Here is a 19,652-nt window from a genome sequence, read left to right on the forward strand (position 1 = left end):
GCTTGCCAGAAATATTCCGCAATAAGGAATGCATACCGCAATACAGTATGAATGCAAGCTTGTTGGGCATGTTGCCAAATCGCAACATGTTCTGGGGTGGGATGGCCTGCGCGGCATTGTGCGACGAGGACTTTGTCGGCTTAGCTATCTGGAAAGGCATGACTTTACTTACCCATCGGGCTAAAGAAAGGGGTGAATCTATGGGAGGCGTGACAATTGGAAGATCAGGATCAATCCACAGGTGAGGAAATGGAAGTCGTTAGCGACAAACGTTCCGGCACGATTCAGTCTGTTTCAATTGCCGCCCGATTTCTGAGGATTCTTGCCAATGCCGAGAATGAGCTACCTTTGGGGGAGGTCGCAAAACGTGCTGGAACCGGTGGCTCTACAGCGCATCGCTATTTGCAAAGCCTTGTAAAAGAAGGGCTTGCCAAGCAGGATCCTGTCAGTGGCTTTTATGATCTTGGCCCAACGGCACTGAGCATTGGCATCGGTGCGCTTCGGCGGGTCGATGCGGTGGAAATTGCTGCACAACACATGAAAGCTCTATCGCAAAGTCATGCGATGAGTGGAGGTGTGGCGATCTGGACTGACCGAGGGCCGACACTGGTTCGCTGGTATCGCAGCGCTTATTTTTCCGTGAATCCGCTGGCACTTGGAGATACCTTACCGATCGACAATACAGCCTGCGGCCATATTTTTCAGTCCTATCTTCCAAAGGCCACGGTTGATGCAGCGCGCAAGGTGCAGCCTGCGCATTTTCGCGGAACGCCACCGTCCAAAGCCCTGCTTGAAAAGGTGCGCGAGGATCGCTGGTCCGAGATGACCAGCCATCTTTTGTCGAATGTAACGGGTCAGGCTTCGCCTGTGCTCGATGCCCAGGGAGAGATTGTCTGTGTGATGACAACGGTTGCCGATCTCGGCCAGTTACGTACGGATGAGGAACGTCGTGCGCTTTTCCATGAAGCTTGCATTGTCAATGAATCGACAGGTGGCCTCATCGTCAATACCAAACTGGAAATGCCGAAGAGCTAGAGCGCATCCCGAAGGTCGGGTCCGGTTTTCAGAGTGGAGTACGTGCTATTCCGCAGGCTCGATATGGGCGGCGCTGCTTTTGGGAACGATCAGCGGCGTCCCCGAAACCGGGTCCGGAATGATGATCGAAGACAGCCCGAATGCGTCTTTAACCAGTTGTTCGGTGACGATTTCAGACGGCTTTCCCTGCGCTATAATCGCGCCTTCCCGCATGGCAATCAGGTGGGTCGCATAACGACAGGCGTGGTTCAGTTCATGGAGTACGGCGACGACTGTTCGCCCTTGTCTATTAAGCTTCGCAAGCAGATCAAGCAGCTCAATCTGGTGTGCAATATCGAGATAAGTTGTTGGCTCATCCAGCAGCAGGATTGGTGTTTCCTGTGCCAGAACGAGGGCAATCCATACGCGCTGGCGCTGGCCACCGGAGAGTTCATCGACAAGCCTTCCCGCCAATTCGGTGATGCGGGTGGCGTCCATCGCTTGCGCCACAGCCAGTTCATCGGCTTCCGACCATTGCCTCAAAAATGACTGATGTGGGTAACGGCCGCGCGCCACCAGGTCTGCAACAGCAATACCTTCCGGTGCAGTCGAGCTTTGCGGCAGCAACCCCAGCCGTCGGGCGGTCTCTTTTGCAGGCAAACTCGCGATATCGCCGCCGTCGAGAATGATCTTCCCCTGACTTGGCTTGAGCAATCGCGACAATGCTCTGAGCAGGGTAGATTTTCCACAGGCATTCGGGCCGACAATCACGGTGAATGACGCATCCGGAATAGATACCGACAGATCGGTTGCAACCGTTCTCTCGTCGTATTTCAGGGTCACGGCTTCAGCATGAAGGCGGTGCGTCATTGCGGCTCCTCAATGGGTCGTCGGCAGGGTAGGCGTGTCACTCTGCATTGCCTCGTATTGCATTGTAGAATGCGTTCTGCAATATGGAGTGGCGCGATCATGTTTTATGATGCGCCTTCTCATCCTATTGCATAACGCGGCAACGAAGTATCAGCTATGGCACTTAGTAAGAATGTTCTCAAGTTTCTGGTAATGCTTGCGTTGCTGGTTGTGCCCTTCAAATCGGCGCTTGCGGAAGATGCAGCATGGCCCCGAACTATCGAACATCATTCGGGCACGCTGACGCTCAAATCCAAGCCGTTGCGGATTGTTTCGACTGCGCCGAGCCTGACGGGTATTCTGTTGGCCATCAATGCGCCGCTGGTCGCCAGTGCGGCAACCACGACAAGTCCTTTGACCGATGAAAAGGGCTTCTTCTCGCAATGGGCCAAGGTGGCGGATGAGCGTGGCGTAGAGGTTCTCTACTCCAATCTGGAATTCGATATTGAGGCAATTATCGCAGCTGAGCCTGATCTGGTTGTGGTTTCAGCGACAGGTGCGGACAGCGTTCTGCCCCAATATGCAGAGCTTGTCGCACAAGGCATCCCGACCATGGTGGTCAATTACTCCAATCAGAGCTGGCAGGATATTGCGAAGCAACTCGGCAAGGCCACAGGTCTTGAGGATGAGGTTGTCGCAAGCGTTGCGCGCTTTGATGATTATGCTGCGAAGGCTGCAGCGGAGATCACAGCGCCTGTCGATCCGGTAACGATTGTCGGTTATAATATTGGAAACAGCTACTCGATCGGCAAACAAACAAGTGCACAGGCACAATTGCTGGAAGCGCTTGGGTTTAAAGTCGCTGGCTTGCCGGATGCTCTCACAAAGCAAGTCACACGCAGTTCGGATTTTGATTTCATTTCGCACGAGAACCTTTCCGCTGCTGTAACGGGCAAGAGTGTGTTTCTCCTGCGCGGGTTGGATGGCGATGTATACTCATTTCTGAGTGACCCGGTGCTTGCCAATCTGGATGCGGTGAAAGGCAGCCAGGTCTATTCGCTTGGGCCGACATCCTTTCGCATCGACTATTATTCGGGCATTCAGATGATCGATATGGTCGTCCCGCATTTCCGTAAATGATCACCAGCTTGTTTCATCAAAAGAGAGTTTGTGGATTCTCTCGCGTATCGGAGAGAAAACGCCGCTTTTGGGGGCTGATTGCGGGGCTTGTGGTGCTGTTGCTTGCCGTCTTTGCAAGCTTGGTGCTCGGTTCGCGTTCGATCTCGTTTGCCGATACCGTGCAGGCGCTCTGGATGCCAGACCTTCAAAATAATGAGCATCTGATCATCCGCGAATTGCGGGTTCCGCGTACCATTATTGCCATTCTGGTCGGGTTGGCGCTGGGCGTCGCAGGTGCCGTGATGCAGGCTGTGACCCGCAACCCACTGGCTGAGCCGGGATTGCTGGGCATCAATGCAGGGGCCGCGGTTGCGGTCATCCTTGGGATCGTGGCGTTTAATCTGACAAGTGTTTCACAATATGTCTGGTTTGCCTTTGCCGGTGCGGGCCTTGCCGGGGTGGCGGTTTTCTTTCTGGGACAGGAAAGGCGCGCTGGGACGAACCCCGTTCGTCTGGTGCTGGCAGGTGCCGGAATATCCGTCGTTCTGGCTTCTGTTACGGGCATTCTCATTATCAATGCGCCAACATCTGTTTTGGATCAGTTTCGTCACTGGTCGGCGGGTTCTGTCGAAGGTAGAGGATATGATGTCATTGCGGTACTTGCTGTTTCGATCACTGCCGGATTGATTGCAGCATTCTCGATTGCTGGACGATTGAACGCGCTCGCGCTGGGCAAAGAACTGGGTGCTGCACTGGGCGTGGATGTCTATCGCACCTGGCTCCTTTCCTGCCTGTCTGTCATGCTTCTTGCTGGCTCTGCAACAGCGGGTGCCGGGCCAATAGGATTTGTGGGTTTGGTGGCTCCACATCTCGCCCGGATTGTGGTTGGGCCAAACTATCGCTGGATTTTGCCTTATTCAGCGCTGTTCGCAGCCATTCTATTGCTCGGCGCAGATATTATCGGGCGCGTGATCGCAGCACCTTCAGAGGTTGCGGCAGGCATCATTTCGATGCTGCTTGGTGGACCATTCTTCATTTTCGTTGTTCGCAGATTCCGGCTGTCAAAACTATGAGTGCTCAACGTCGATCTGTCCTGCGTTTCGGTTCATTTTCCGTTCAATGGCGAATGAGAACACTGGTTATTTGTATTCTGCTGATTGTGCTCGCCTGCGCCATGGGCGTCATGCATCTGGGTACAGGCAGCATGAGTTTTACCCTCAATGATATTCTCAAAAGCGTCACGGGCCATGGTCTCAATCCAACGGCCGACCGAATAATTTTTCGCGTACGCCTTCCTCGTTTGATAACTGCACTTTTCGTTGGTGCTTCACTGGGTATGGCGGGGTCGATCTTTCAATCCATCTCACGCAATGCGCTTGGGTCGCCCGACATCATAGGATTTACGACGGGCGCGGCAACGGGCGCTATCGTCCAGATAATCCTCTTCAATTCCGGGCCATTTGAAACTGCATTGGCTGCTGTTTTATCCGGTATCGGCACAGCGCTGATCGTGTTTCTGCTCGCAATGAAAGGCCGAACGACGGGTGGTTATCGGCTTATCCTGGTTGGCATTGGTGTGGGGGCGGTTCTGTCCGGTTTAAATACGGTGATGCTTGTCGCAGGTGATCTTGATCAGGCGGCATCGGCACAGCTCTGGCTTGCTGGCTCGCTGAACACCCGAACCTGGTCTCATGCGTTGCCTGCCGTCATCGGCTTTGCGGCGATTTTGCCGGTTGCGATTTATCATGCCCAGCGGATAGATCTGATCGCAATGGGGGACGATGCCGCACGCCAGCTGGGTGTCGCAACTGAATCGACGCGGCTAATCATGGTTTTAGCCGCTGTTGGCCTGACATCAATTGCAACGGCTGCGGCTGGGCCGATAGCCTTTATCGCGCTTGCTGCCCCGCAACTCGTGCGGCGGCTGACGCGTGCAGCCGGTGTGCCGCTTGTTGCGAGCGCGCTTATGGGTGCGACATTGCTCATAGGGGCTGATCTGGTAAGTCAGCATTTTCCGCTCAATGTAAAAATGCCGATAGGTTTGACAACGGGGCTGCTCGGTGGCGTCTATCTATTGTGGCTGCTGGCGAGCAATCGTCGTACGCTTTAACGTAAAATACATAACTGCTTTTGTTCCGCTCCAATAACGCACGTAATTCGATCTTTGATATTAAAGGGGTAGCAAGATGTAGGTCATCTTCTATCCTCAATTATTTCGGGAGCTCTGGGTCTACCGTATGGCAATGCACAGCCTCTGACTGGCAGTCATAGTGAGCTTTTATATCGCCTGATTACAGTTTTTGCTGTCGATATTAACAGAAATTAATTCCAGTAAGATTGGGGGTGTCAAGCATAATAAGGGAATGCATCTCCCACGAAAGGAATCGTGTTCGCATCGGGTGATGCTTGTTATGAGGCAGCCATAAGTCGGATTCTTTCTGAGTAGCTCTTAAGCCGAATACCTTCTTTCAAGAGCGATCTGGCGGGCAAGCCTTGCGGTCTCTTCATCAGATACAAGGACATTTCCCATGCCTGATAACAACGCTGCGGCAATTGCTTCTGTCTTGTTGAGACCACCCGACGCGAACACGACGGTTGGCACGTTTTTCAATGTATCGAAGGAAGGCGCTATAGCACGCTGATTGATCGGGTGATTGATCGGCGATCCGTTCTTGTCGATAAATTGCGCCATGATATCGCCGCAAGCACCTGCTGCGATCAACTCCGCCAGCTTGACATCGCTCGGCAATCCGTAGCGTACCAACAGGGAACGTGTGGTCATGTCTCCGATACTGACGATGATAATATCGTTTTTTCGAATCTGCTCGAAGGCATCCTCGAAAACATCCTGGCTCACGATCGCGTCCCGCGACTGAGGACTGCCAGCATAGATCGGTGCTGCGAGATAAGCGCATTGGGCATTGAGTTGGCGTGCAAGATCGCTCGCAATGTCGAATGTATTAATTTCGATCCCGTGCGTTAAACCACCCAGCACTGAATTCACGGAGAGGTCAGGGCGCTTCATCATTGGAATATGGCGCACCATCTCACGCAATGTAGCGCCCCAGCCAACACCGATTCCCGATACTCCGGTGGTGTTCAATTGAGTGACGAGATAATCGGCCGTTGCCTGCCCAATCAGAACCGGCACGAGATCGGCGTTGTCGGGCGTGGGTACGATGCTCGCATGATGCAAAGAAAAGTCGGCTACAAGCTGCTGTTCAAGTTCGACGCACGAAGCCAGTCGGGAGTTCAGCGTGATCGTCACCAGCCCCGACCGGCGCGCTTCGGCAATGATCTTGTTGATGCGCAATCGATTAGTGGAAAGTGCCTGGGCTATTTCTCCCTGAGTGCGGCCTTCCATGAAGTACAGCCAGACCACACGCATCTGCATTCGCTCGTCAGCGTGAACGGCTGAAGAATTTTGCGTCGGCTTCCCGTTCATTGTCTGAACCTCATTTTCCCGTCATGCAAATTCGCTGTTCGGCGTCCTGGTTTGACGACGTTTGTCCATCCCTGATTAGCAGCGCTTTGCTTGTTCGAAAAGATATTTGCATGATCGGCTGCATAGCGTCGCCTTCTTCCCTTCCAACTCACATCGCATAGGAAATTACAAATGTAAATTAATATTGACACTTGTATTAATGCCCTTCTAGATTGAAGGCAACAAACGAAAGCCAATGGGAGAAGAAGGCTATGCCACGAGTAAACCAGACGATGACGCCGCTTCGAGCTTTCTCCTGGCGACTCAATTTTGGTGCGATCTGGTGATGACGATGAACGGCATGTGCTTGATGAACGAGCTCGAGAATATTGCGCTGGTCATTTTCGATTGCGACGGCGTGCTGATCGATAGTGAACCCCTCGCCAGCCGGACGCTTGCCGAAATGCTACAGGAAGCCGGAATATCTATTGACGCGCGGGAGGCACATGTCAGGTTCACTGGCAATTCGGAACCGGCAATTCGCAGGATATGCGAAGAAGAGTTTGGTTTGACGGACGTTGATGCGCGTTTTGAAGCCTGGCACGAAAACCTCTACCGGGAATTCGGCCGTTCGCTTAGGTCAATGCCGGGCATGGCTGCGGTGGTTGCGAATATCAATCGCCCCAAATGTGTGGCCTCTAACAGTTCTCCGGACCGTTTGCAGAAAAGCTTGGGAAGGCTCGATCTCTGGGAGCATTTTTATCCGGCTGTATTCAGCGCTCAAATGGTGGCGAGGCCCAAGCCCGCTGCAGACCTTGTTCTGCTTTGCGCGGAGAAATTTCAGGTCAGGCCGGAGCATTGCGTGATGATCGATGACAGTTCGCACGGAATAGTAGCCGCTATAGCGGCAGGAGCTGTGGCAATAGGATTTGTCGATCCGGCAGATCCGAGGCCTGATCGCGCATCCCTTCTGATGGCCAGTGGGGCATCGTTCATCGCCCATGGTGCAGCAGAATTGCCGGTCGCGATATCTGCGGCCAATAATTTGCTCGGTGAAGCAAACAGGGTGGCTTGAACGCCGTGTTACATTTGCAAGATTGCACCAACAACTGTAAGCTTTTATTCGATGCGGTGAATTGATCTAATCAGTTTACAATCCGGGGAACGAAAAAATGGCCCGCGTCATACAGATTTCAGATACCCATCTTGGCCGCCGGAAGGCGCATTTCGTGGGCAACTGGCAACCCTTGCGAGACTGGCTTGTCAGTCAGAATCCGGATCTCATCATTCATTCCGGCGACATCAGCGTGGATGGTGCGGATGTCGATGATGATTTTGTATTCTGTCACGAGATCATGGCGGATCTGCCGGCTCCGATGCTTGTCGCTCCGGGAAATCACGATGTTGGTGAACCGAAAAGCGTGCATCAGCCGACTGACAATCATCGTCTGGAGCGCTGGAACCGCCAGTTTGGCAAGGATTTTTGGGTGAAAGACGAGGGAAACTGGCGTCTGATCGGTTTTGATTCCATGATCCTTAGTTCTGGTCTCGCAGCCGAAGAAGAGCAGTTTCACTGGCTGGAACAACAGATGGATAATGCAAATGGCCGCCACATCGCATGGTTTTGTCATCAGCCATTGTTCATAAATAGTTGGGATGACGCCGATAATGGTTATTGGTCGGTCAAGCGTGAACCACGTGGCCGACTGCAGGATCTGGTCAAGCGTTTCGGCGTTGATCTCATTGCCAGTGGCCATCTTCATCTTTCGCACGATTTTGTTCTCGACGGGGTTCAGTTCGTCTGGTGCCCGTCGGCTGCGTTCGCAGTCGGTCCCGACATGCAGCCGCCGCTGGGCGGTGAAAAGCAGCTTGGCGCGGTGCGTTATGAATTCTCGGATGCGGGTTTTACATTCGAACGCGTGCATCTGCCGGAATTGACGATGATGTGGATCGACGACGTCGTGCACGAAGTTTACCCCCCGCGATAAATTGGCGGACGACGAATGCTGGAGGAGAGCTTTTGTCCCAGGTTGATATTCAAAACATAAGCAAATCGTTCGGCACTTTTCGGGTGTTGGATGACATCAATATTTCGATCCGTGACGGGGAGTTTCTTACACTCGTCGGCCCTTCCGGCTGTGGGAAATCAACCTTGGTGCGCATTATTGCCGGTCTGGAAAGGCAAACCTCCGGCACGATTTGCGTGGATGGTTCGCCTGTCAACCATTTGCGTCCCCACGAACGCAAAGTGTCCATGGTTTTTCAGAGTTATGCGCTCTATCCACATATGACTGTTTTCGACAATATCGCCGTTCCGCTAACGGTTGAAAAACTGAGTCTCTTCGAGCGAATTCCACTTCTGAAATATCTGTCACTCCGGCGTAAAAGGCTGATGCACGGGATCGACGAACAGGTCGAAGCCGTCGCCGCGCAATTGAAAATAGAAGCTCTTCTTGGGCGAAAACCCGCTCAGCTTTCGGGCGGGCAACGCCAGCGTGTTGCCCTTGGCAGAGCAATGGTTCGTCAGCCGCGCGCCTTCCTCATGGATGAACCGCTGTCCAATTTGGACGCAAAACTGCGCGTCCATATGCGTACCGAACTGACGGAACTGCATAGGCGGATGCGGGCGACTTTCATTTATGTCACCCATGATCAGACCGAGGCCATGACCATGTCGGATCGCGTCGCGATGATGGATGGCGGCAAGGTACAACAGCTTGGAACACCGTCTGAGCTTTACGAGCGGCCCGCCAATCTGGAAGTGGCCCGTTTTATTGGAAGCCCGACAATTAACACGATGGCTGCCACCGTCGGACAAGGCGGTCGCGTGGAGATACAGGGCAGATCCCTCGGTATCGCCGTTGATTTGGCCCAGGGCCAGAATGTGACCCTGGGTATCAGGCCAGAGGCGCTCAGCTTGCTTACGAACGAGCGGACATCCGCATACCGGTCGATCATCGACGCGCGTTTGCGCCGCATGGAGAATCTTGGGGCCGAATTTCTTTACCATTTCGATCTGACCGGCACAGACGCAAACAGCTTTATCGTACGGGCGGCTTCTTCTCATAACGCTATCCATGAAGGGGACATCGTGCGGCTCACCTTCGATCCCGCTCTTTGTCATATTTTCGGCCCTGATGGACGTCGGGTGGAAAAAACACCTGTGCTTTTATCGGGCGATGAGGCAGGGAGGCCGAAACATGGCTCCATCGTCTAAGAATGCCGTTACCTTGGGGAACGGGAGACGAGTTTTCATCGAGAAACTGACAGGGCTCGGGCTTGCAGGGCCAGCGTTGCTTCTGCTCCTGCTATTACATATCGTGCCTCTGATCATGCTGATCGTTTTGAGCCTCACCGACTATCAACTGGGTGACCTCGCGTTGAATTTTGTCGGCCTCAAGAACTTTTCGAGCGCCTTGCAGGACGATGCGTTTCGACGGTCGCTTTTCAATACCTTCATCTACGTAGCCATCGTCGTTCCTGGTTCGGTCGGTCTCGGCCTTTTGTTTGCACTCCTCATTCATGGCAGAAAACAGAGTCGGGCGATCTATGAGGTGATATTCTTCCTGCCAGTCACCGCGACTCTTATCGCCATGGCGTCGGTTTGGAAATTTCTACTCCACCCTACTCTCGGCCCTATCAACGCAGTTATCGTTGCGCTGGGCTTCGAACCGGTGAACTTTCTCAGCGATCCCTCTTATGCGCTGCCGACGCTAGCGGTCATCGGCATCTGGCAGCTTGTCGGTTTCAATATGGTGTTGTTTCTGGCGGGGCTCTCTTCAATCCCCAAAGATCTCTATGAAGCCGCAGATATTGACGGCGCAGCGGGCGTGATCGACAGGTTTCTAACCGTAACCTGGCCCATGCTCGGACCGACGACTATGTTCGTCCTCATCACGACGTCGATCACCGCCTTCAAAGTGTTTGATACTGTGGTTGCTATAACGCGAGGCGGTCCGCAGGATTCTACCAATGTGATCCTCTATGCGATTTATCTGGAAGGTTTCCAGTATTTCTCGACTGCCTACGCCGCTGCCCTGACGCTGGTCTTCCTGACATTTATTCTGATTTTCTCCGGTATCCAGACCTTTTTCATCGATAGGAGGGTCCACTATTGATGGCGCAACACAACGAAACTGCTGCAATCGGCAACCCGCCAGTCCGAAATTCGACGAGATTGAAAAAGGGTCTGATGTTTCTGACGGTCCACGGAATTCTGATCCTCGGTGCAATCTTCATTCTCATGCCGTTCGTCTGGATGCTTGTGACATCAATCAAGCCGCCGAACGAGATCTTCAGTGCGCAGTTGCGATTATGGCCAACGCAGTTTTATGGCGTCGAAAATTACAGCTTTGCACTGGAAAGCGCACCTCTGCTTCGCTTTGCCTTGAATGGCGTCATTGTTTGTGCCGGGATACTTCTGGTGCAGCTAATTGTGGCCATTCCCTGCGCCTATGCACTGGCCAAGCTGGAATTCACATGTCGCAACGTATTCTTCGTTCTGATCCTGCTCGCATTGGCCATACCCATACAGGTGCCGGCGCTTCCACTTTACATAGCTCTGGCCTGGGTCGGTCAGTTGAATACCTATTTCTCGATGATGCTGCCGTTTTTCCTGTCGGCCTTCGCGATCTTCCTGTTCCGGCAATTCTTCAGGAGTTTTCCCGATGACATCATTAATGCCGCGCGTCTGGATGGCATGGGAGAGCTGGAAATCATCTGGCGCATTGTCACGCCAAGCGCCATGCCCGCCATTGCGGCCTTCTCGGTCTTTTCGATCGTAGCGCATTGGAACGATCTTTATTGGCCGCTCATCGTGATCTCCGACAACCAGCTCGCACCGCCACCGCTTGGAATGCTGCTCTTTGCAGATGCCGAAACCGGTTCGAATTACGGCGCACTGACGGCTGCAGCAACCATGCTGACTGCGCCTTTGGTGATCTGTTTCCTGATTGCTCGCAAACGCTTCATTCAGGGCATCACAATGACCGGCGTTAAATAAAAAGCCTCAATAAATAGAAGAGTTTTATCCAGGGAGGAACCAATGAAACACATAGCAAAACTCATCGCTGCCGGTGTTTTGACAATGCAGATGACGGGAACAACGCTGGCCGCCGACGTAACGCTGGACGTGCTTTATGCTCAGCCGGGCTTCGCAAAGTTTCACGATCCGATTGCACAGGCCTTCATGAAAGAGCATCCAGACATAAAAATAAAATTCCGGGCTCCAGCGAAGGATTACGATGAAGGGCACCTTCTGATGCAGCGGCTCGCCGTGACCAATCAGTTGCCCGACATCTATTTTCCGGGCTACCATCTGCTGCCGGAACTTGCGCGCACATTGTCCAGGCGCAAACAGATTACCGACCTGAAACCGTTTCTGGACGCTGAACCGGAAAGCTGGAAAACGGAGAATTATTCGCAGTCGATGCTCAACTTGGGCATCGTTGACGGCGTCAAATACGGAATGGCCTTCAATGCGTCGCTTCCCATTATTTATGTGAACGAAAACGCAGTAGAGAAAGCTGGTCTGGACCCAAAGGAAGTACCATCCAGTTGGGACGATTTGCTGGCACGCGCCAAAAAAATCCATGACGCGGACGCGAAAATGGCTGGTATCGGTTATACAATCTACGACTGGCCCGACGACTGGCTCTGGCAGACCATTTTGCGTCAGGAAGGGACACAACTCGTTGATCCTGAAACAGGAAAGGCCGGTTTCAACAATGAGAAGGGGCTGACAGCCCTGAAAATTCTTCGCCGTATGGTGACCGATGGTGGCGAGACCTTGCTGGAATTCGAACAAGCGCGCCAGCAGTTCGCCGCGGGCCAGACGGCTTATTTTGTAGACACTCCGGCGCGTCTTGCACAGATCATCGGTCTGGTTGGAGATCGCTTTAAACTGAACACGATGAGAGTGCCGCTCGACGACAAGGAGAATGGTGGCTTTCCCACTGGTGGCGCAGCCGGGATCATTCTTTCGCAAGATGAAGCCGTGCAGAAAGCTGCATGGGAATATCTGAAATTCGCTACCGGCCCGAAAGGGCAGACTATCGTGGTGGAAACAACGGGTTATCTGCCGACAAACAAGCTGGCTGACGGTGCTGAATATCTTGCTCCATTTTACGAAAAGGAGCCGCGCTTCAAAACGGTGGCATCGGAAATAGAATTAGCGCGACCTTGGGAAGGCTATCCAACTGGTTCATCGGTTCGCATCTGGCGGGCAGCACGCGATGTTATCGCCAAAGTTATGCGGGGTGATCTTACCCCCGACGATGGGCTTCCCGAACTTGTAAAAACTGTCGATGCGATGACCCAGTAACGGTCGAGCATCTAGGCCGAGTTTTATCGTCAGGGGCGCAATATTTCGGCGCGCCTCTGTTGGTGTTCGTGAAATAGCGGAGAAGCTTTACAACCCATGATGTCCGCGAAAGCGTTCTGCGACGTCTGCTACATGAAGACTACTTCGACGTTACAGCCTGCCGTATGTGGCCTGTAACGAATTTGAATGGGACGGAGAGATTTGCTCTGCTCGCTGTTTTGACTGGCAATCGGTCCGGGATGTGGTCGCACAGACGGAATAATCGAGCCGTAGAGTTCAGAACCCATGAAATACCATATCACGCGCAGCCACAATCTCGTCATGCGATGCAGAAAGGTTTGTAACTGGGGTCTTAAAGACTGATACTGGTATTGCGGCCATGAACTGTGTGACTAGGACGTACTCCTCTCCTTCAATATCAAAACTGGGATTAAGCCGTTTGGCGGGGATGGGGGCCAGCGTTTTGATAATGAGAGGGATGACAATACGTGTTTTAAGCTCATCCAGTAGATCGGCCTGCACGTCGAGCACATAGCCACCACCCGGATTGGAATAAACGTCATATCTCGCCATTAGAACTGACGATAATCGTCGAGAGGTAAGCCATTTGCTTCGATGTAAGCATTTGAGCTTTGTATCGCTGCACGGTTATCTTTTTTCCAAAGTGCTGATTTGGCAGCAGCCAACGCCTGTGCAATGCCAATTTCGGCTGCGCGCGAAATATTGATATTATGGCGGCGTGCTTCCGAAAGAAGCTCACTATCGATTGAAAGATTGGCCGCGCGTTTGAATGTGCGGGTAGGTTGCGATTGCGGCATTAGAAACGTTCCTCGTTGCCCAGAATATATGCGCATAACTATGCGCAAACAACCGTAATATTGTACCGCCCTCCGTCACAGCCATTTAAACCAGCTAACGATGGGCCTACCAATCCAAGGATGTTGATTTTCACGGAGAAATGAAAATCAATATCGGACCATTTTGACAGGAGTGCTTTCAGATCCTGATGCGTCGTGAAAGTGACCCACCCCATGCTGCGTTAATAGTTAAGTCACAGATGAAGATTGAAATTAGTTCAGTCAATATCTGATACATCAGATATTGACACATCAGATTTCATGCTTCAGAATCATGGGGTAGATACGGATGAAAAGCAGGTGCGCCTTTGCGTGATAGTGTTTCCCCATTCTCACCCATCAAGGTGAAGAGCCTCAGAGATCATGTGCATGACGATCTGCGGGAGGCGATCATTTCGGGTCGGCTGAAGTCCGGCGACAGATTGAATGAGCGACAGTTGGCTGCTGATCTGGGTATCAGCACCAGTCCTTTGAAAGAAGCGCTTCGCCAGTTGGAGGGTGAGGGGCTGGTACGCACGGAAGCGCGACGCGGTACGTTTGTTTCGTTCAATGCGCGACAAGCCGAAGAGATGACGCTGGCGCGTGCAGCGCTTGAAAGCATTATCGCGCGTCAGGCTGCAAAACATGGCGATGAAGAAGCTTTTGCCTTTCTTCGCGCAGTCATTGAGGAAATGCGGGCCGCTGTTGAATCCGGTGATGTGGATGCGCTGATCGAGCTCAATGAGAAATTTCATGATGCCATTCACGAGGCATCAGGATGCGAATATCTGCGGCGGCTGCAAAATGCGCAGCGGATGTATGACCATGCAGCACGGGTGACGGTGCTTTCTCGCGAAGATGTGCGCCGGCAGTCATTCGGCGAACATGAAGCGATCATGCTGGCTATCACGGCTAGAAATGGGGATTTAGCCGAGCGATTGATGCGGGAGCATATCGTGAAAGCGGGGGATACACATATCGAACTGGTCTTCTGACCAGTACCTGGGAGGGTAATATGAATTTAGCGGAATACCGCGGGGTGTTGAGAGGCATCTCGGGCGTGCATGCGACTGCCTATAACACAGATGGCGAGATTGATGCCGCACTAACCACCGAAATTGTTGCACGTATCACAAAAGCTGGCGTGCACAACATCGTCACCGGCGGCAATACCGGCGAGTTCTACAGCATGACTGTGGATGAAGTGATCCGCCTGCAGGCAATCGCCGTCAAAGCGGTTGATGGCAAAGCTGCGGTAACGGCCGCAGCCGGACGCTCGGTCCGCGATGCAATCAAGGTATTAAAAGCCGCGCAGGCTGAGGGTGCGGATGGCGTGATGATCCATCATCCACTTGATCCCTTCGCTGCCCCTCATGCACAGGTCGATTACTTTATCGAAATTGCAGAAGCCACCGACCTTCCGATCGTTGCATATATCCGCTCCGATCTGATCCCGTTGGATGAGATGGTGCGGCTTGCAACCCATCCGAAAGTTGCGGGTGTGAAATTCGCATCGCAAAATACGATGTTGTTCTTTGAATGCTGCCGCGCAACCAAGGGAACCGATGCAACTTGGATTTGTGGCCTCGCCGAAAGCTGGGCACTACCGTTTTACGCATTGGGCGGACGTGGCTTTACATCCGGTCTCGTCAATGTGGCACCGGAACGCTCACTGGCTGTTTGGAATGCGCTGGAAGCTGGCGATTACGCCCGTGCTCGTACCGTTGTTGAAAGCATTGCCGATTTTGAAAACATGCGGACCAAATACCGCAATGGTGCAAACGTCACAGTGGTCAAGGAAGCACTGCAAATTCAGGGCCTTGCCGTCGGTGATGTGCGGCTACCGGGCCTGCCTAAACTTGAAACGGCTGACCGCAAAGCGCTCGAAAAGGTCGTTGCGGGTTGGGAGACCGATGCAATTGTCTGAAAATTAGAAGGCTGGCACGTACCGACAGGAGGAAGCGGTGTGTGCGGACAAGTAAAAAAGTGGAGGAGAACATGACCAAAGGAATTTCACGCCGCACATTCATGGCGGGGGCTGGATTTGCAACCGGCGCAGGACTTTTGTTGCCCAAAGGTGCTGCATGGGCACAATCGGCAAAGCTACCATCATCGCCTGTCGCACTGAATGTCATTGACGCGGCTGGCAATCTCGCGCTGACACAGCCGATTTTCGACAATTTTGCTTCTGAACAAAAAGCGCTCGTTTCGCGCTTCACGTTCAACAAGGCACCAGCACCCGAACTGCCGGGCAAGATCAAGGCGCAACAGCGCGCCAACCGGATCGACATCGACATGGTAATCGTCGGGCCGGACGCGCTTTCCGCCGGACTTGCCGATGATATATGGACCGACATTATTGCGCTGCCGGATAATGGCTTGCCGAAGCTTCAAGATATCTATCTCGAACCGGCATGGCGCATGCAGGAAATGTCGAAGGGCAAGGGCGTTGTAGTGTCCTATTATCCATCCGGTCCCCTGCTCGAATATCACCCCGACAAGGTTAAGACACCGCCAAAGACCGTTGAAGAACTGCTGGCCTGGACAAAGGAAAATCCAAACAAGTTCATCTACGCCCGACCGGCAAATTCTGGCCCGGGCCGCACATTCCTGATGGGTCTGCCTTACCTGCTTGGCGACAGCGATCCGAAAGATCCGGTCAAGGGCTGGGACAAGACCTGGGCGTATCTGAAGGAACTGCATAAGAATATCGAATATTATCCCGCTGGCACTGGCGCCCTGATGAAAGAGCTCGGCGAAGGCACGCGTGACATGACGGTGACGACCACCGGCTGGGATATCAATCCGCGTGCGCTCGGTGTTGTGCCGAAGGAGATGGGCGTCAGCAAGCTGGAGGGCTTCCACTGGGTCTGCGATGCACATTATTTCGCCATTCCCAAAGGCGTGTCAGAGGAAAAAATCGCGGTGTTGATGGAGTTCATCAAGTTCTCACTCAAGCCCAACCAGCAGGCCTACTCCTACGATGCCGGCTATTTTTATCCGGGCCCTGCGGTGAAGGAAGTCACCATCGAAATGGCGCCGAAGGAAAGCCAGAACATCATCGCGGAGTTCGGCCGTCCGGAATATGCCGACTGGATTGCCAACAATCCAATCGAGTTGCCACTTGAGCCGGAAGCTCTGGTGGCCGCATTCCGCCGCTGGGACGAAGACGTCGCGGCTGGCTGATTGACCGAAGGCTGGGTGGCGGGCCGTGAAGGGCGCGCCATCGGCCGCTGATAGTCGCCAATTCTAAATCATGGTGCTTGCGTCAATGTCCTTTCAAGAACTCCGGCTAGACCGGATGAGCCGATCATTTGGAACTTTCAATGCGCTGAGGGAAATCAACCTCACAATCAGGAAAGGCGAGTTCATCGCACTTCTCGGACCGTCGGGTTGTGGCAAGTCGACGGCTCTCAATTGTATCGCCGGACTTCTGGGCACGACGGGCGGCGGTATTTATATCGACAACCGTCGCGTCGATCAGCAGAAACCGGAAGATCGCGGTTTCGGTATGGTGTTCCAGAACTATGCCCTGTTTCCACACATGAACGTGCTGCAGAATGTTGGCTTTGGCCTCAAGATGCGCGGTCTGGCAAAAAGCGAGATCGAAAGACGTGCACGCGCCGCATTGGCTTTGGTGCGCCTGCAAGGACAGGAAGAAAAGTTGCCCGGACAGCTTTCAGGCGGCCAGCAGCAGCGCGTGGCGATTGCCCGCGCCATTGTCATCGAGCCACCAGTGGTTTTGATGGACGAGCCGCTTTCCAATCTCGATGCGAAGCTACGCCTTGAAATGCGGGCCGAAATCCGCCGCATCCATAACCAGCTTGGTTCGACGACGATCTATGTGACCCATGATCAGGACGAGGCCTTGTCTTTGGCGGATCGTATTGTCGTGTTGCGTGATGGTGAAATCCGCCAAGTCGGCAAGCCGCATGAGCTTTATGAAGAGCCGCGCTATCGTGATGTCGCAGCCTTCATGGGTTTCCGCAACGCCTTGCCGGGCAAAGTCGTGCGCGTCGAGAACGGGCAGGCGATCATTTCTGTCGCGGGAAGTGAACTCGTTGGCCGTGCGATGGATGGACTTGAGGCGGGTGACGATGCCGTGCTGATGGCGCGCGGCGACGATGTCGTGTCCGGTTCGGGCCATCGCAATGATTTGGATGCAACGGTCGAAACCATCGAATATCGAGGGCGCGAATATGTTGGCACGGCCCGTACTGAAACCGGTATGGAGTTGATCTTTCACGGGCCGCAGGGTGTGGAGCCGGGCAGCCGTATCATACTCGGCATTGATGCTGGTCATGCGCTGATTTTTCCGGCGGAGAGCTGAACGATGGCGGCTGAGACTTATGCAGATACCCCGCTCAAGCCAGGCTTGCGGCAGCGGCTTGCTAATCGTGGCTTCGACGGCGTCACGTTTCTAATCCTGCCTGCGCTTCTCTTTGTGGTAGGCGTCTTCATTTATCCGTTTCTTTATGGATTGGTTCTATCGTTCAATCCGCTTGATGGCGGCGGGGCGTTGGCCAATTACCGCAAGTTCTTCTCCGATCCCTATCTCTATAAAACCATAGGTGCGACGCTCTGGCTGGCTATTCCGGTGACGCTTATCAGTGTCCTGTTTGCCGTTCCGATTGCTATGCGTGTCCGGCTGATGCCGCGGCAACGTCTTCTGACGACAATCCTGGTTCTGCCAGTCACTCTGGGAACGGTTCTGATTGCCGAAGGGCTTTTGAACTATCTCGGGCCGCAGGGCTGGTTCAGCCGCACGTTAATTACGATCGGCCTGATCGACAGCCCATTGAAGCTCACCAATAATTACTGGGGCGTCTTTGCGTCGCTGGTCATCACGGTGTTTCCATTCACCTTTCTGCTGACGCTTTCCTATATAACCGGTATCGATCCCGCACTGGAACGCGCCGCCGCCACCCATGGCGCCAATAGTTGGCAGCGTTTCCGCCATGTCATGCTGCCCCTACTTGTGCCGGGGCTCGTCGTTGCGGCCTGCCTTACCTTCGTGCAGGCCTTTGCCGTGTTTCCGTCCGCCGTCCTGTTGGGGGCACCATCGGGGCCGACGCGCGTGATTTCCATTGCCGCGGCGCAAGCAGCTTTCGAGCAATATGATGACTCCATGGCATCATCCATCGCCATGATCATGGCGGCCGTACAGCTGCTTGTGGTGTGTGCTTTGCTCGGCCTTCGTTCGTTCTTCTATCGCGGTTCGACCGCTGGCGGGAAAGGATAGACCATGATCCGCGATACATCTGTCCTTTCAAAGCTCTGGATTACGGTTGTCTGGCTTGTAACGGGTTTCTTCGTTCTGAATGTACTGGCTGTCATTGCCGCGGTTGTCGTCTCGAGTTTTGGCACACGCTGGCTTGGCACATGGCTGCCCGATGCGCTCACAACACGTTGGTATGCCGCCGCATGGGCCGAATTCCAGCTTGATCAGGTGTTGCTGGTCACTTTCCAGGTCGTGTTTGCCGTCGTCATCCTTTCCGGATTTCTCGGTGTGACAGCAGCTTACGCCATGGCGCGCCGGGATTTTCCGGGCAAGAAAATAGTTCTGCTGATTTTCCTTCTGCCGCTTCTGGTTCCGCCCATTACATTTGGCATTCCGCTCGCGACAGTGCTCTACAAGTTTGGCGTTGGTGGAACTTTCTGGGGTGTGGTTCTGGCTAATCTTGTGCCGACGGTCCCCTTTGTCATCCTTGTGATGGTGCCGTTTATCGAGCAGATCGATCCCAAGGTTGAAGCAGCAGCGCGGGTCTTTGGTGCGGGCACCTTCAAACTGTTTCTGCATGTTTTGCTGCCAATTCTCACCCCGGGCATTCTTGCAGCCATGCTGCTGGTGCTGGTGCGCACGGTTGCCATGTTCGAACTGACCTTCCTGACGGCTGGCCCGACATCGCAGACGCTGGTGGTCGCGCTTTACTATTCCGTCTTTGCGGCAGGTGTCCGCTCGGTTCAGTCCATTGATGCAATGGCCGTCATCTACATGGTGACATCACTGGTGTGGCTTCTGCTGGCACTGCGCTTTGTCAACCCAACGCAGATTGTAGCGCGCAGTCGCCAGCCGTCTGCGCATTGA

20 protein-coding genes are annotated in these 19,652 nt (G+C 53.6%); 16 read left to right on the top strand and 4 right to left on the bottom strand.

The window, feature by feature from the left end:
* The first annotated feature begins 249 nt into the window (after nucleotides 1–249).
* Entirely contained in the window at nucleotides 250–1,035 is a 786-nt protein-coding gene (locus tag F9K94_RS07405; protein WP_151645323.1) for an IclR family transcriptional regulator, read from the top strand.
* Between the two features lie 45 nt (nucleotides 1,036–1,080).
* Here the strand turns inward: F9K94_RS07405 and F9K94_RS07410 are convergent, their stop codons facing one another.
* Entirely contained in the window at nucleotides 1,081–1,884 is an 804-nt protein-coding gene (locus tag F9K94_RS07410) for an ABC transporter ATP-binding protein (RefSeq protein WP_151644571.1), read from the bottom strand.
* Nucleotides 1,885–2,040: 156 nt separating this feature from the next.
* Here F9K94_RS07410 and fepB point away from each other — a divergent pair, with 156 nt between their 5' ends.
* The 3 genes from fepB (at nucleotide 2,041) to F9K94_RS07425 (ending at nucleotide 5,092) form a co-directional block, all read left to right on the top strand.
* Nucleotides 2,041–3,003, top strand: coding sequence for a Fe2+-enterobactin ABC transporter substrate-binding protein (gene fepB / locus F9K94_RS07415; RefSeq protein ID WP_151644574.1), 963 nt, complete (start codon nucleotides 2,041–2,043; stop codon nucleotides 3,001–3,003).
* 89 nt (nucleotides 3,004–3,092) lie between these two features.
* Complete coding sequence (locus F9K94_RS07420) at nucleotides 3,093–4,055, top strand: FecCD family ABC transporter permease (protein ID WP_151644576.1); 963 nt, start codon at nucleotides 3,093–3,095, stop codon at nucleotides 4,053–4,055.
* 53 nt (nucleotides 4,056–4,108) lie between these two features.
* Nucleotides 4,109–5,092 (top strand): FecCD family ABC transporter permease, encoded by a 984-nt coding sequence (locus F9K94_RS07425; protein WP_151644578.1) that lies wholly within the window; start codon nucleotides 4,109–4,111, stop codon nucleotides 5,090–5,092.
* A gap of 339 nt (nucleotides 5,093–5,431) precedes the next feature.
* Here the strand turns inward: F9K94_RS07425 and F9K94_RS07430 are convergent, their stop codons facing one another.
* Entirely contained in the window at nucleotides 5,432–6,427 is a 996-nt protein-coding gene (locus F9K94_RS07430; protein WP_061348216.1) for a sugar-binding transcriptional regulator, read from the bottom strand.
* 349 nt (nucleotides 6,428–6,776) lie between these two features.
* Here F9K94_RS07430 and F9K94_RS07435 point away from each other — a divergent pair, with 349 nt between their 5' ends.
* The 6 genes from F9K94_RS07435 to F9K94_RS07460 all read left to right on the top strand — a co-directional run bounded on the left by F9K94_RS07435 (nucleotide 6,777) and on the right by F9K94_RS07460 (nucleotide 12,728).
* Nucleotides 6,777–7,481, top strand: coding sequence for an HAD family hydrolase (locus F9K94_RS07435; protein ID WP_235920584.1), 705 nt, complete (start codon nucleotides 6,777–6,779; stop codon nucleotides 7,479–7,481).
* A 97-nt stretch (nucleotides 7,482–7,578) separates the two neighbouring features.
* Entirely contained in the window at nucleotides 7,579–8,394 is an 816-nt protein-coding gene (locus tag F9K94_RS07440; RefSeq protein WP_151644580.1) for a metallophosphoesterase family protein, read from the top strand.
* A 32-nt stretch (nucleotides 8,395–8,426) separates the two neighbouring features.
* Nucleotides 8,427–9,623: an ABC transporter ATP-binding protein gene (locus F9K94_RS07445; RefSeq protein WP_151644582.1), complete on the top strand. Its 1,197-nt coding sequence runs from the start codon at nucleotides 8,427–8,429 to the stop codon at nucleotides 9,621–9,623.
* Nucleotides 9,607–10,524: a carbohydrate ABC transporter permease gene (locus F9K94_RS07450; protein ID WP_151644584.1), complete on the top strand. Its 918-nt coding sequence runs from the start codon at nucleotides 9,607–9,609 to the stop codon at nucleotides 10,522–10,524. The genes F9K94_RS07445 and F9K94_RS07450 overlap by 17 nt, the downstream gene beginning before the upstream one ends.
* Before the next feature lie 74 nt (nucleotides 10,525–10,598).
* Nucleotides 10,599–11,408 (top strand): carbohydrate ABC transporter permease, encoded by an 810-nt coding sequence (locus F9K94_RS07455; protein ID WP_192799488.1) that lies wholly within the window; start codon nucleotides 10,599–10,601, stop codon nucleotides 11,406–11,408.
* 42 nt (nucleotides 11,409–11,450) lie between these two features.
* Nucleotides 11,451–12,728: an ABC transporter substrate-binding protein gene (locus tag F9K94_RS07460; protein WP_151644588.1), complete on the top strand. Its 1,278-nt coding sequence runs from the start codon at nucleotides 11,451–11,453 to the stop codon at nucleotides 12,726–12,728.
* A 276-nt stretch (nucleotides 12,729–13,004) separates the two neighbouring features.
* Here F9K94_RS07460 and F9K94_RS07465 read toward each other — a convergent pair whose 3' ends face one another.
* Together F9K94_RS07465 and F9K94_RS07470 are read right to left on the bottom strand one after the other, a co-directional pair.
* On the bottom strand, nucleotides 13,005–13,301 hold the full coding sequence (locus tag F9K94_RS07465) for a CcdB family protein (protein WP_061348211.1): 297 nt from the start codon (nucleotides 13,299–13,301) through the stop codon (nucleotides 13,005–13,007).
* Nucleotides 13,301–13,546: a type II toxin-antitoxin system CcdA family antitoxin gene (locus F9K94_RS07470; protein ID WP_151644590.1), complete on the bottom strand. Its 246-nt coding sequence runs from the start codon at nucleotides 13,544–13,546 to the stop codon at nucleotides 13,301–13,303. The genes F9K94_RS07465 and F9K94_RS07470 overlap by 1 nt, the downstream gene beginning before the upstream one ends.
* A 404-nt stretch (nucleotides 13,547–13,950) precedes the next feature.
* Here F9K94_RS07470 and F9K94_RS07475 point away from each other — a divergent pair, with 404 nt between their 5' ends.
* The 6 genes from F9K94_RS07475 (at nucleotide 13,951) to F9K94_RS07500 (ending at nucleotide 19,652) form a co-directional block, all read left to right on the top strand.
* Nucleotides 13,951–14,559, top strand: coding sequence for a GntR family transcriptional regulator (locus F9K94_RS07475; RefSeq protein ID WP_151645327.1), 609 nt, complete (start codon nucleotides 13,951–13,953; stop codon nucleotides 14,557–14,559).
* A gap of 20 nt (nucleotides 14,560–14,579) precedes the next feature.
* Nucleotides 14,580–15,491, top strand: coding sequence for a dihydrodipicolinate synthase family protein (locus F9K94_RS07480; protein ID WP_151644592.1), 912 nt, complete (start codon nucleotides 14,580–14,582; stop codon nucleotides 15,489–15,491).
* A 101-nt stretch (nucleotides 15,492–15,592) separates the two neighbouring features.
* Nucleotides 15,593–16,750 (top strand): extracellular solute-binding protein, encoded by a 1,158-nt coding sequence (locus F9K94_RS07485; protein WP_235920608.1) that lies wholly within the window; start codon nucleotides 15,593–15,595, stop codon nucleotides 16,748–16,750.
* A gap of 70 nt (nucleotides 16,751–16,820) precedes the next feature.
* Nucleotides 16,821–17,894 carry an ABC transporter ATP-binding protein gene (locus F9K94_RS07490; RefSeq protein WP_192799459.1) on the top strand — a complete coding sequence of 358 codons (1,074 nt, stop codon included), beginning with the start codon at nucleotides 16,821–16,823 and terminating at the stop codon, nucleotides 17,892–17,894.
* A 3-nt stretch (nucleotides 17,895–17,897) separates the two neighbouring features.
* The gene (locus tag F9K94_RS07495) at nucleotides 17,898–18,806 is read left to right on the top strand and encodes an ABC transporter permease (RefSeq protein WP_151644599.1); all 909 of its coding nucleotides are present in this window, start codon (nucleotides 17,898–17,900) and stop codon (nucleotides 18,804–18,806) included.
* A 3-nt stretch (nucleotides 18,807–18,809) separates the two neighbouring features.
* Nucleotides 18,810–19,652 carry an ABC transporter permease gene (locus tag F9K94_RS07500; RefSeq protein WP_151644601.1) on the top strand — a complete coding sequence of 281 codons (843 nt, stop codon included), beginning with the start codon at nucleotides 18,810–18,812 and terminating at the stop codon, nucleotides 19,650–19,652.

The organism is Brucella tritici (assembly GCF_008932285.1).
GTDB lineage: Bacteria > Pseudomonadota > Alphaproteobacteria > Rhizobiales > Rhizobiaceae > Brucella > Brucella tritici.

Bases quoted from the DNA above. Each gene is read 5' to 3' on its own strand.
- F9K94_RS07470 (WP_151644590.1), bottom strand. From the start codon at position 13,546: ATGCCGCAATCGCAACCTACCCGCACATTCAAACGCGCGGCCAATCTT.
- F9K94_RS07440 (WP_151644580.1), top strand. From the start codon at position 7,579: ATGGCCCGCGTCATACAGATTTCAGATACCCATCTTGGCCGCCGGAAG.
- F9K94_RS07480 (WP_151644592.1), top strand. From the start codon at position 14,580: ATGAATTTAGCGGAATACCGCGGGGTGTTGAGAGGCATCTCGGGCGTG.
- fepB (WP_151644574.1), top strand. From the start codon at position 2,041: ATGGCACTTAGTAAGAATGTTCTCAAGTTTCTGGTAATGCTTGCGTTG.
- F9K94_RS07485 (WP_235920608.1), top strand. From the start codon at position 15,593: ATGGCGGGGGCTGGATTTGCAACCGGCGCAGGACTTTTGTTGCCCAAA.
- F9K94_RS07490 (WP_192799459.1), top strand. From the start codon at position 16,821: ATGGTGCTTGCGTCAATGTCCTTTCAAGAACTCCGGCTAGACCGGATG.
- F9K94_RS07450 (WP_151644584.1), top strand. From the start codon at position 9,607: ATGGCTCCATCGTCTAAGAATGCCGTTACCTTGGGGAACGGGAGACGA.
- F9K94_RS07495 (WP_151644599.1), top strand. From the start codon at position 17,898: ATGGCGGCTGAGACTTATGCAGATACCCCGCTCAAGCCAGGCTTGCGG.
- F9K94_RS07425 (WP_151644578.1), top strand. From the start codon at position 4,109: ATGAGAACACTGGTTATTTGTATTCTGCTGATTGTGCTCGCCTGCGCC.
- F9K94_RS07460 (WP_151644588.1), top strand. From the start codon at position 11,451: ATGAAACACATAGCAAAACTCATCGCTGCCGGTGTTTTGACAATGCAG.
- F9K94_RS07435 (WP_235920584.1), top strand. From the start codon at position 6,777: ATGAACGAGCTCGAGAATATTGCGCTGGTCATTTTCGATTGCGACGGC.
- F9K94_RS07405 (WP_151645323.1), top strand. From the start codon at position 250: ATGGAAGTCGTTAGCGACAAACGTTCCGGCACGATTCAGTCTGTTTCA.
- F9K94_RS07500 (WP_151644601.1), top strand. From the start codon at position 18,810: ATGATCCGCGATACATCTGTCCTTTCAAAGCTCTGGATTACGGTTGTC.
- F9K94_RS07410 (WP_151644571.1), bottom strand. From the start codon at position 1,884: ATGACGCACCGCCTTCATGCTGAAGCCGTGACCCTGAAATACGACGAG.
- F9K94_RS07430 (WP_061348216.1), bottom strand. From the start codon at position 6,427: ATGAACGGGAAGCCGACGCAAAATTCTTCAGCCGTTCACGCTGACGAG.
- F9K94_RS07455 (WP_192799488.1), top strand. From the start codon at position 10,599: ATGTTTCTGACGGTCCACGGAATTCTGATCCTCGGTGCAATCTTCATT.
- F9K94_RS07465 (WP_061348211.1), bottom strand. From the start codon at position 13,301: ATGGCGAGATATGACGTTTATTCCAATCCGGGTGGTGGCTATGTGCTC.